At 68.3% G+C, this 10,549-nt stretch carries 8 protein-coding genes; 4 read left to right on the plus strand and 4 right to left on the minus strand.

Going from position 1 to position 10,549, the window contains the following annotated elements:
* Window positions 1-13 precede the first annotated feature (13 nt).
* The 4 genes from ACQKLX_RS16055 to ACQKLX_RS16070 are packed head-to-tail and all read left to right on the plus strand — an operon-like array spanning window position 14 to window position 4,656.
* Window positions 14-1,213, plus strand: coding sequence for an amidohydrolase family protein (locus ACQKLX_RS16055; RefSeq protein ID WP_427362575.1), 1,200 nt, complete (start codon window positions 14-16; stop codon window positions 1,211-1,213).
* A gap of 38 nt (window positions 1,214-1,251) precedes the next feature.
* Window positions 1,252-2,715 carry an amidohydrolase family protein gene (locus ACQKLX_RS16060; protein WP_427362708.1) on the plus strand — a complete coding sequence of 488 codons (1,464 nt, stop codon included), beginning with the start codon at window positions 1,252-1,254 and terminating at the stop codon, window positions 2,713-2,715.
* Window positions 2,712-3,695 carry an ABC transporter ATP-binding protein gene (locus ACQKLX_RS16065; protein WP_427362576.1) on the plus strand — a complete coding sequence of 328 codons (984 nt, stop codon included), beginning with the start codon at window positions 2,712-2,714 and terminating at the stop codon, window positions 3,693-3,695. Before ACQKLX_RS16060 ends, ACQKLX_RS16065 begins: the two co-directional genes overlap by 4 nt.
* Window positions 3,688-4,656: an ABC transporter ATP-binding protein gene (locus ACQKLX_RS16070; protein WP_427362577.1), complete on the plus strand. Its 969-nt coding sequence runs from the start codon at window positions 3,688-3,690 to the stop codon at window positions 4,654-4,656. The genes ACQKLX_RS16065 and ACQKLX_RS16070 overlap by 8 nt, the downstream gene beginning before the upstream one ends.
* A 6-nt stretch (window positions 4,657-4,662) precedes the next feature.
* Here the strand turns inward: ACQKLX_RS16070 and ACQKLX_RS16075 are convergent, their stop codons facing one another.
* The 4 genes from ACQKLX_RS16075 to ACQKLX_RS16090 form a co-directional block, all read right to left on the minus strand.
* Window positions 4,663-6,366: an IlvD/Edd family dehydratase gene (locus ACQKLX_RS16075; RefSeq protein WP_427362578.1), complete on the minus strand. Its 1,704-nt coding sequence runs from the start codon at window positions 6,364-6,366 to the stop codon at window positions 4,663-4,665.
* A 93-nt stretch (window positions 6,367-6,459) separates the two neighbouring features.
* Window positions 6,460-8,055, minus strand: coding sequence for a gamma-glutamyltransferase (gene ggt / locus ACQKLX_RS16080; protein WP_427362579.1), 1,596 nt, complete (start codon window positions 8,053-8,055; stop codon window positions 6,460-6,462).
* 69 nt (window positions 8,056-8,124) lie between these two features.
* Window positions 8,125-9,711 (minus strand): ABC transporter substrate-binding protein, encoded by a 1,587-nt coding sequence (locus ACQKLX_RS16085; protein WP_427362580.1) that lies wholly within the window; start codon window positions 9,709-9,711, stop codon window positions 8,125-8,127.
* A gap of 81 nt (window positions 9,712-9,792) precedes the next feature.
* Window positions 9,793-10,500, minus strand: a complete 708-nt coding sequence (locus ACQKLX_RS16090) for a GntR family transcriptional regulator (protein ID WP_427362581.1) — start codon at window positions 10,498-10,500, stop codon at window positions 9,793-9,795.
* Window positions 10,501-10,549: the final 49 nt, after the last annotated feature.

The following is a 10,549-nucleotide window of genomic DNA, read 5'->3' on the forward strand; positions in this document are numbered from 1 at the left end:
GGATACGCCTGCGATGACCGCCTCACTGCTGCTCCGCAATGTCCGCCCCTATGCCGGCAAGGCCGTCGACCTGCTGATCGAGAACGGCAAGATCCGCCAAGTCGGAGCGAACCTTTCCGCGCCCGCCGGCGTCGCGATCGAGGACGGCAAAGGCGAGATCGTCATCCCCGGGCTGGTCGAGGCCCACACCCATCTCGACAAGAGCCTGCTCGGCCTGCCCTGGTACACCAACGAGGTCGGCCCCAAGCTGCTCGACAAGATCGACAATGAGCGGGAGAACAAGAAGCGGCTCGATATTGATCCCGAGCGCCAGTCCGCCCGCCAGAGCATCCTCTCCTCGCTCAAGGGCTCGACGCATATCCGCAGTCATGTCGATGTCGACACCGAGCACGGCCTATGGGGCGTCGAGGGCGTGATGAAGACGCGCGATGCCTATCGCGACATCGTCGACATCGAGCTCGTCGCCTTCCCGCAATCGGGCCTGCTGCGTCGGCCGGGCACGCTCGAACTGATGGATCAGGCGATGAAGGCCGGCTGCGAGATCGTCGGCGGGCTCGACCCCTGCACGATCGACCGCGATCCTAAGGGGCATCTCGATGCGGTGTTCGGACTCTGCCAGCGCTATGGCAAGCCGCTCGACATCCATCTGCACGAGCCCGGCGAGGTCGGCGCCTTCTCGCTCGACCTGATCATCGAGCGCACCCGTGCGCTCGGGATGACCGGCAAGGTCACGGTCAGCCATGCCTTCTGCCTGGGCACGCCCGACCCGGCGCTGATCGACCCACTGATCGAGCAGCTCGCCGCGCTCGACATCGCGATCATGACGACGGCGCCGGCGAGCCGCCCGGCCCCGCCGGTGAAGAAGCTGCTGCAGGCGGGCGTGCGGGTCTGCTCCGGCTCCGACGGCATCCGCGACACCTGGAGCCCCTATGGCAATGGCGACATGTTGGAGCGGGCGATGTTCGTCGGCTTGCGCAACAATTTCCGCCGTGACGACGAGGTCCGTCTGGCGCTCGATGTCTGCACCATCGAGGGCGCCAAGGTGATGGAGATCGAGGGCTACGGGCTCGCTGTCGGCTGCGTCGCCGACCTCGTCCTGCTGCCGACCGAGTCGATCGCCGAGGCCGTCGCCACCCGCCCGGCACAGCGCCGCGTCATCAAGCGCGGCAAGGTCGTCGCCCGCGACGGCGTCTCGATCAGGACCGCGCCGTGACCTTGCAAGCCAAGAAGCGGCCTGAGGGCCGCATCCTGATGACCGCGCGCTGGGTGGTCGGCCACAAGGACGGCCGCCATCGCCTCTATGAGAACGGCGAGGTCGTGTTCGAGAATGGCGAGGTCGTCTTCGTCGGCCACGGTTTTCCGGGCGAGGTCGCCCGGCGTCTCGATTACGGCCACGCCCTGATCGGGCCGGGCTTCATCGATTGCGACGCGCTCTCGGACCTCGACACCACCATTCTCGGCTATGACAACCAGCCGGCCTGGAAGAAGGGGCGCGTCTGGCCGCGCAGCTATCTCGATGCCGGCCCCTACGAGATGTATACGCGCGAGGAACTCGCCTTCCAGAAGCGCTATGCCTTCTCCCAGCTGATCCGCAACGGCATCACCACGGCGCTGCCGATCGCCTCGCTGTTCTACCGCGCCTGGGGCGAGACGGTGCAGGAGTTCGAGGATGCGGCGGAGGCAGCCGCCGATCTCGGCCTGCGCGCCTATCTCGGCCCGGCCTATCGCACCGGCAATCAATTGGTCGAGGCCGACGGGCGCATCGTCACCCATTACGACGAGCCCCGCGGCCTCGCCGAGCTCGACGCCGCCATCGATTTCGCCCGGCGTCACGAAGGTGCGGCCGGTGGCCTGATCCGCGCGATGTTTGCGCCCGATCGCATCGAGACCTCGACAGCCGAGCTGCTGCGCCGCACCGCCGCCGCTGCACGCGAGCTCGACATCCCCGTCAGGCTCCACTGCTGCCAGTCGAAGATCGAATACGACCTCGTCCTCGCCCAGCATGGCATGAGCCCGCCGGAATGGCTTGAGAGCCTCGGCTTCCTCGACGAGCGCTGCCTGCTGCCGCATGGCACCGTGGTCTCCGGCAGCCGCCTGGTCGACCGTCCCGGCCGCGACCTCGAGATCATCCGGGATTCGGGTGCCAGCATCGTGCATTGCCCGTTGGTCTCGGGCCGGCACGGCAACGCCATCAACCATTTCGGCAGCTACCGCGCCATGGGCCTCAACATCGCCATGGGCACGGACACTGCCCCGCCGGATATGGTGATGAACCTGCAGGTTGGCATGATCCTCTCCCGCACCATGGCCGGCAATGTCGGCGCGGTGCGCTCCGAGGATTATTACGATGCCGCCACCATCGGCGGCGCGAATGCGCTACGGCGGCCCGATCTCGGCCGGCTCCAGCCGGGCTGCCGCGCCGACATCACCGTCTTCGCATTCGACCGGCCGCATAGCGGGCAGGTCATCGATCCCATCCAGACGATGATGCTGACCGGCCATGGCCGCGACTTCGTGGCGGTGGTGATCGACGGGCGCTTCGTCATGGAGGACCGCGCCATTCCGGGCCAGGACGAGGCCGCCGACAACATCCGCGCCCAGACACAGTTCGAGGGCGTGATGGCGCGCTATCCGCAGCGCACTTTGGGTCATCCGCCGATGAGCGAGATCTTCTCGTCGAGCTACCCGATCGAACGCAAGGAGGACGCCGCGTGAACGCCCAGCCAGCGCTGCTTTCGGTGCAGGATCTGCGCATCGTCTTCGACGGGCGGCGCGGCCCGCTGACGGCGCTCGACGGCGTCTCCTTCGAGATCGCACCAGGGGAAATCCTCGGCGTCGTCGGCGAGTCCGGCGCCGGCAAGTCGCTGACAGGCACGGCGGTGATCGGCCTGCTCGATCCGCCGGGGCGCCTGGCCGGCGGCGAGATCAAGCTCTCCGGCCAGCGCATCGACAACCTGTCGGCTGAGGCGATGCGCAAGCTGCGCGGCCGCCGGATTGGCGCGATCTTCCAGGACCCGCTGACCTCGCTGCATCCGCTGCTGACCGTCGGCGAGCAGCTGGTCGAGACCATCACCACGCATCTGCCGGTGAGCAAAGCTGAGGCGCGCAAGCGTGCGCTCGATCTGCTCAAGGAGGTCGGCATCCCCGCGGCGGAGACGCGGATCGACCATTTCCCGCACCAGTTCTCCGGCGGCATGCGCCAGCGCGTCGTCATCGCGCTGGCGCTCTGCGCCGAGCCGACACTGATCATCGCGGACGAGCCGACGACGGCGCTCGACGTCTCCATCCAGGCGCAGATAACCACGCTGCTGAAGCGGCTCTGCCGCGAGCACGGCACCGCGATCATGCTGGTGACCCACGATATGGGCGTGATCGCCGAGACCGCCGACCGGGTCGCGGTGATGTATGCCGGGCGCGTCGTCGAGATCGGCCCGGTCGAGGAGGTGACGCGCCGGCCGCGCCATCCCTACACCGCCGGGCTGATGGCCTCGATCCCAAGCGTCCATCGTCGCAACGCCCATCTCAACCAGATCGACGGGGCGATGCCGCGGCTGAACGCGATTCCCAAGGGCTGCGCCTTCAATCCGCGCTGCGGCTTCGCCACCGATCTCTGCCGTCAAACCAAGCCCGGCCTGCCGCCATCGGGCCATGCCGCCGCCTGCCATTTCCCGCTCCAGGAGGCGGCCCATGGCTGAGGCGAACACCATTCTCGAGGTCACTGCGGCTTCCTGCCGCTTCGATGTCTCGGCGCCGGCGCTGTCGCGGCTGTTCTCGCACGAGCCGCGCCGTGTGCTGCGCGCGGTCGAAAACGTCTCGTTCAGCGTCCAGCGCGGCACCACCTTCAGCATCGTCGGCGAATCCGGCTGCGGGAAGTCGACGCTGGCGCGCATGGTCGTCGGGCTGCAACGACCGACGCAGGGCATGCTCGATTTCAAGGACATCAAGCGCGCCGACGGCTCGTTCGGGCCGCCGCGCGTGCAGATGATCTTCCAGGACCCTTACGCCTCGCTCAATCCGCGCTGGCGCGTCGGCGACATCATCGCCGAGCCGATCCGCGAATTGAAGCTGCGCAAGGACGAGGCCGAGACGGCGACCCGCGTCGGGGACCTGCTGGAGATCGTCGGCCTGTCGCGGGCCGATGCGAGCCGCTTCCCGCATGAATTCTCCGGCGGCCAGCGCCAGCGCATCTCGATCGCGAGGGCGCTGGCGACCGAGGCGGACTTCCTGGTCTGCGACGAGCCGACCTCGGCGCTCGACGTCTCCGTCCAGGCGCAGATCCTCAATCTGATGGTCCGCCTGCAGAAGGAGTTCGGGCTGACCTATCTCTTCATCAGCCATAATCTCTCGGTGGTCCGTCACATGTCGGACCAGCTCGCCATCATGTATCTCGGCCGCTTCGTCGAAAGCGGGCCGGCGGAAGAGGTGTTCGGCCGGCCGCGCCACCCCTATACGCGGCTGTTGCTCGACACGATCCCCGATGTCGAGAAGCCGAACCGCGAGCGCCGGCCGATGTCGGGCGAGGTGCCGAGCCCGATCGCGCCGCCGCCGGGCTGCGCCTTCCATCCGCGCTGCGTACAGGCGGTCGAGCGCTGCCGCGTCGAGGCGCCGGCGCTGCGGCGCCAGGGCGAGCTGGAGATCGCCTGCCACCTCGCCTGAGGCTGGTCAGCAGAAGTCGAAATCGACGCCTTCGTCGGCCTGGAGCACGTGTTCGTCATAGAGCCGGTCATAGCCGCGGCGCTCCTGGGCCTGCGGCTGCGGCAGGGCGGCCCGGCGCGCGTCGAGCTCGGCCGCGTCGACCAGCAGATCGAGCTTTCGTTCGGCGACGCTGAGACGGATGCGGTCGCCATTCCGCACGAGCGCGAGCGGGCCGCCGACCGCCGCTTCCGGCGCGACATGCAGCACGATCGCGCCATAGGCGGTGCCGGACATGCGGGCATCGGAGATGCGGACCATGTCCTTGACGCCCTTGGCCGCGAGCTTGCGCGGGATCGGCAGGTAGCCGGCTTCCGGCATGGCGGCGGCGCTCTTCGGGCCGGCATTTTGCAGCACGAGGATATCGTCAGGTCCAACATCGAGATCGGGATCGTCGATGCGGGCCGAGAGGTCTTCGAGCGAGGAGAACACGACGGCACGGCCTTCGTGCTCCAGCAGGCGCTTCTCGGCCGCGGCGCGCTTGACGATGGCGCCGCGCGGAGCGAGCGAGCCGAACACGGCGACGAGCCCGCCATCGGGGTCGACCGGGTCCTGGCGCGGCCGGATGATCGTGCGGTCGACCTGATCGACGAGGGGTAAGTCGATCAACTCGCCCAGCGTCTGGCCGGTGATCGTCAGGCAGTCGAGATGCAGGAGATCGCGCAATTCCCTGAGCACGGCGGGTACGCCGCCGCCAGCGAAGAAGTCTTCCATGTAGTTGTCGCCGACCGGCTTGAGGTTCACCAGCACCGGCGTCTCGTCGGAGAGCTGGTTGAGGCGATTGAGGTCGACCCTGATGCCGGCGCGGCGGGCTATGGCGGTCAGATGCACGACCGCATTGGTCGAGCCCGAGATCGCCAGCAGCACGCGCCAGGCGTTCTCGATCGCCTGCTCGGTGACGATCTGGCGTGGCAGCAGGGTTTGCGTGCCGATCAGCGCGACGGCGCGCTTGCCGCTCTCCTCGGCACAGCGCAGGCGGTCGGCATGGACGGCGGGGATCGCGGCCGAGCGCGGCAGCGACAGGCCCAGCGTCTCGGCAATGCAGGCCATGGTCGAGGCCGTGCCCATCACCGCGCAGGTGCCTGCGGTGGTGGCGAGCCGGCCCTCGACCACGTCGATCTCGGCCTGGTCGACATCGCCGGCGCGGAAGCGGGCCCAGAAGCGGCGGCAATCGGTGCAGGCGCCGAGGCGCTCGCCCTTGTGGCGGCCGGTCGACATCGGGCCGGCGACGAGTTGGACCGTCGGGACATTGGCCGAAAGCGCCGCCATCAACTGTGCCGGCACGGTCTTGTCGCAGCCGCCCATCAGTACGACGGCGTCGATCGGCTGGGCCCGGATCATCTCCTCCGTGCCCATTGCCATCAGGTTGCGGAATTTCAGGCTGGTCGGGTTGAGGAAGACCTCGCCGAGCGAGATGGTCGGGAACTCGACGGGCAGGCCGCCAGCCATCAGCACGCCGCGCTTCACCGCCTCCAGCAGTTCCGGGAAATGGCGGTGGCAGTTGTTGAAGCCGCTATAGGTGTTGGCGATGCCGACGATCGGCCGGGCCAGCGCCTCGTCGGAATAGCCCATCGAGCGGGCGAAGGAGCGGCGCAGATAAGCGGCGAAGTCGGGGTCGCCATAATTGGTCAGCCCGCCGGCGATGCCGCGCCCCTTCGGTTCCTCGCCCGCCATGCCCGCTTCTCCCTAGATCTGTTCTGAGGAGAAGCTTGCCGGGATCGCCGGTGCTGTCGAGGCCGCCTTATGCAGGGCGGCCTCGCGCCCGGCTCAATAGCCGAGGGCGCAGCCGTCCTTGCGTGGGTCGGAGCCGCCGGTCAGCGTGCCCTTCTCCCAGTCGATCCAGATCGCCTGGGCGCCGCCCATCGGCGATTTGGGGACCTCGACCTTGAAGCCGCGTGCGGTCAGGGCCGCGCCGACGCTCTCACGCAGGCGGCTTTCAGTCTCGACGGTATTCGTGCCCGGCAACGGGAACAGGCGCGGCAGGTCGATCGCCTCCTGCAGATCGAGGCCGTGGTCGAACAGCTTCGCCAGGAAATGGGCATGGCCCATCGCCTGGTAGTGTCCGCCCATCACGCCGAAGGGCATGACGACACGGCCGCCCTCGGCGAGCATGCCGGGGATGATGGTGTGCATCGGGCGCTTGCGCGGGGCGATCGCGTTGGGATGCCCCTCTTTCAGCACGAAGCTCTGGCCGCGATTGTGGAAGAGCACGCCCGACTTCTTCGTCATCAGCCCGCTGCCATAGGGCGAGAAGATCGAGTTGATGAAGGAGACGGCGTTGCGGTCCTTGTCGACGACGCTGATATAGACCGTGTCCTTGTGCTCGGCTCCGCCGGGGATGACCGGCAGCGGATCGAGCGCGCGCTGCGGATCGATCATCCCGGCGAGTTCGTCGGCGAGCGCGTCCGAAAGCAGATGCTCGACCGGCACCTCGGCCTTGACGGGGTCGGCGAGGAAGCGGTCGCGGGCGGCATAGGCGAGGCGGGTCGCTTCCAGTTCGATATGCAGGTTCTCGACCGCGAGCGGGCCGCCCTTCGGCTGGAAGCGCTCGAGGATCTTCATGATCAGCAGCGCGATGACGCCTTGGCCATTCGGCGGGCACTCATAGACGGTGCGGCCGCGGAAGGTTGCGCTGATCGGGGTGACGTATTCGCCCTCGGCGGCAGCAAAGTCGTCAGCCGTGTGCAGGCCGCCGGCGGCCTGGAGGTACTCGACCATCTCCTTCGCGATTTCGCCGCGATAGAAGGCGTCGCGCCCCTCGCGACCGATCGCTTCGAGCGTATCGGCGAGCGCCGGCTGGTGCTGGACGGTGCCGGCGGCCGGGGCCTTGCCGCCGACCAGGAAGGTCGCGGTCGCGTTGGCGTCCTTGATCAGGGTCTCGTGCTGGGCGGCGAGGTCATAGGCGACGCGCGGCGTCAGCGCATAGCCGTCGCGGGCATAGGCGATGGCGGGCGCAAGGACTTCCGCCAGCGGCAGGCGGCCATGATCCTTGTTGAGCCGCGTCCAGGCATCGATCGCGCCCGGCACGGTGACGACATGCGGCGAATGCCGCGCCAGAGTGGTGATGCCGGCCTTTGCGTACCAGTCCAGCGTCGCGGCGGCGGGTGTCCGACCCGAGCCGTTATAGGCGAGGATGTCGGTCGAGCCGCCGCGCGAATAGAGCACGAAGCAGTCGCCGCCGACGCCGGTCGACCCTGCCTCGACGACGCATTGCACGGCGCAGGCGGCAATCGCCGCATCGATCGCGTTGCCGCCGGCCTTCATGATGTCGAGCGCGGCGAGCGTCGAGGCGGGATGCGACGTCGCCGCCATCGCATTGCGGCTGATGGCGAGGGAGCGGCCAGGAAGCTCGAGATCACGCATCGAAGAGGCTTTCGTGGAACAGGGCCGGCGTTGATCGCCGGCCCTTCTGGGGAAGGAAGCGAGGGGCGCTCAGCCCTTGCGCAGATTGGTGAAGACCGGGACGCCGTTGAGCATGCCGGTCAGGTTCTTGCGATAGGCGACGGGCTGGAGATACTGGCCGGCCGGGACATAAGGCACGTCCTGCATCGCCTGCAGCTCGATCTCGTGGGCAATCGCCTTCTGCTCGGTGGCGTCGCCCGCGGTCAGGAAGCGAGCGCGCAGCGCCTCGATCTGCGGGCTGTCGGGCCAGCCGGGGCTGCCCTTGGCGCCGTTCCCGCGCAAGGGCGAGCTCGTCGCCGGCGAGCCGAGATCGAGCCCCGCCCAATAGGTGACGTAACAGCTCCAGCCACCTTGCTCGACCGGGTTGCGGTTGCTGATGCGTTGCAGGACGGTGCCCCAGTCGGCGGCGACGAAGTCGACATTGACGCCGATCTTGCGCAGCGCATCGGCGGCGACATCGCAGACCAGAGCGATGCGCGGCACGTCCTGCGCCGCGAGGAAGACGGCGCGCTCGCCCTTGTAGCCGGCGGCGGCGAGCTCCTGTTTGAGCTTGCCGAAATCCTTCGGCCCCTTCAGCGCCTTGGCGGCGACGTCGGAGGCCATCGGCGAGTTGTTCGGGAAGAAGCCGATGCTGCCGCGCTCGACCTGTGGATCGCCGCCGCAGACGGCGTTCATGCACTCCTCCTGATCGATCGCCTGGAGGATGACGCGGCGGATCGCCGGATTGTTGAAGGGTGGCTGCAGGTGGTTGAGGCGGAGCTGCCCGGCCATGCCGGTCCGGTCCTTGACCTCGACGACGATGTTCGGGTCCTTCCGCAGCAGCGGCAGCAGGTCGATGATCGGCTGCTCGACCCAGTCGACCGCGCCGGTCTGTAGGGCCGCGACCGCGGTCGCGGCGTCCGGCATCACGGTGAACTCGATGCGGTCGAGATAGGGCGTGCGCGGGCCGGCGGTGAAGCTCGGCGTGCCGCTGGGGCGCGGGGCGTAACCCTCATGCCTGGCATAGACATGGCGGGCGCCGGCGATGCGCTCGGCGGTGAGATAGCGATAGGGGCCGCTGCCGATCGCCTCGGGGATCTGCTTGAACGGGTCGGTCTGGGCCAGGCGCTCCGGCATGATCGCGGCGACGAGCGCGCTCGGGCGGGCAAGCGCTGCTGGCAGCTGTGGGAAGGGCGCCTTCAGCCGGAAGACGATGGTGCGGTCATCAGGCGCCGAGATCTCGTCGGTCGCCGCCATCAGCGCCTGGCCGAAGGTGTCGCGGGCGCCCCAGCGCTTGATCGAGGCGACGGCGTCGCGCGCCAGCACCTTGCTGCCATCGTGGAAGACGAGGCCGGGCCGCAATGTCAGCGTCCAGCGCTTGCCGTCATCCTCGACGACATGGCCCTCGACCATTTGCGGCTGCGGCTGGAACTGGTCGTCGAGCCCGTAGAGCGTATCCCAGACCAGCAGCGCATGGGTGCGGGTCGAATAGCCGTTGGTCCAGATCGGGTCGATGATCGCGACATCGGAATAGGGCACGAAGCGCAGGGTCTTGGCATCCTGCGCATTGGCGAGATGCGGCGCGGCCGGCAGGAAGGCGGCCGCGGCCGAGGCTTTCAGGAACTGGCGTCGATCCATCGTTGATCCCCTCATTGTTCTGGCTGGCCCTCGGGCGTCCTCGGCAGCGCGGCCTTCTGATGAGCCGCTGCGTCGTTCCGTTCAGGGTTGTGCGCCCGCCGGTAAGGTCGAAGACGCTCCGGCAGCCTGACCGCGTTTGCGCAGGAACTCGGCGAGGCGCGGCGCGGTGCGCAGGACATGGTCGCGCATCACCGCTTCGGCATGCTCGGCATCGCCGGTCCTGATCGCTTCCACGACCTCGTCCTGGCGCTCGGTGGCATGGGCCGGTTGGGCGACATGGTGGAGCCAGACGCGCATATAGGGCTCGACGGCGATGTGCAGCGCCGCGATCTGGGCGATGAGCTTCGGTCGCCGGCTCAGGCTGCAGATATAGGCGTGGAACTCCTGGTGCCTGCTCAGCCAGTCGCCGCCGCCGGCCGCACCGGCGCGGTGCATGCGGGCGACATGGTCGTCGAGCTCAGCCAGCGCCGCGGCGTCGAAGCGCGGCATGGCGAGGCGGACGGCGAGCCCTTCCAGCACGGAGCGGATCTCGAAGAGCTCGTAGATCTCATCGACGGTCAGGCCGGAGACGACGCAGCCGCGATTGGGGCGGATCAGGACGAGGCCTTCATTGGCGAGGCGCTGGAACGCTTCGCGCACCGGCATGCGGCTCATGGCGAGCTCGCGCGCGATCGTCTCCGGGATGAGGCGCTCGCCGGGCTGATAGCGCCCGCTGCGGATATCCTGAAGAATGGCGCGATAGGCCTCGTCCTGCGCCGTCGCGGCCATTCCCTTCGAAGCGAAGCTCATCCCGTTTCCCCTGCGCGCTTCCGGCGCTCGGTCAGCTATTCTGTATGAG

This window comes from Allobosea sp. NPDC003192, from assembly GCF_050275675.1.
Classification (GTDB): Bacteria; Pseudomonadota; Alphaproteobacteria; order Rhizobiales; family Beijerinckiaceae; genus Allobosea.

What these genes read in the sequence shown, in the direction of transcription:
- ggt (WP_427362579.1), bottom strand. Translation starts at nt 8,055, where the DNA reads ATGCGTGATCTCGAGCTTCCTGGCCGCTCCCTCGCCATCAGCCGCAAT.
- ACQKLX_RS16070 (WP_427362577.1), top strand. Translation starts at nt 3,688, where the DNA reads ATGGCTGAGGCGAACACCATTCTCGAGGTCACTGCGGCTTCCTGCCGC.
- ACQKLX_RS16075 (WP_427362578.1), bottom strand. Translation starts at nt 6,366, where the DNA reads ATGGCGGGCGAGGAACCGAAGGGGCGCGGCATCGCCGGCGGGCTGACC.
- ACQKLX_RS16085 (WP_427362580.1), bottom strand. Translation starts at nt 9,711, where the DNA reads ATGGATCGACGCCAGTTCCTGAAAGCCTCGGCCGCGGCCGCCTTCCTG.
- ACQKLX_RS16055 (WP_427362575.1), top strand. Translation starts at nt 14, where the DNA reads ATGACCGCCTCACTGCTGCTCCGCAATGTCCGCCCCTATGCCGGCAAG.
- ACQKLX_RS16060 (WP_427362708.1), top strand. Translation starts at nt 1,252, where the DNA reads ATGACCGCGCGCTGGGTGGTCGGCCACAAGGACGGCCGCCATCGCCTC.
- ACQKLX_RS16090 (WP_427362581.1), bottom strand. Translation starts at nt 10,500, where the DNA reads ATGAGCTTCGCTTCGAAGGGAATGGCCGCGACGGCGCAGGACGAGGCC.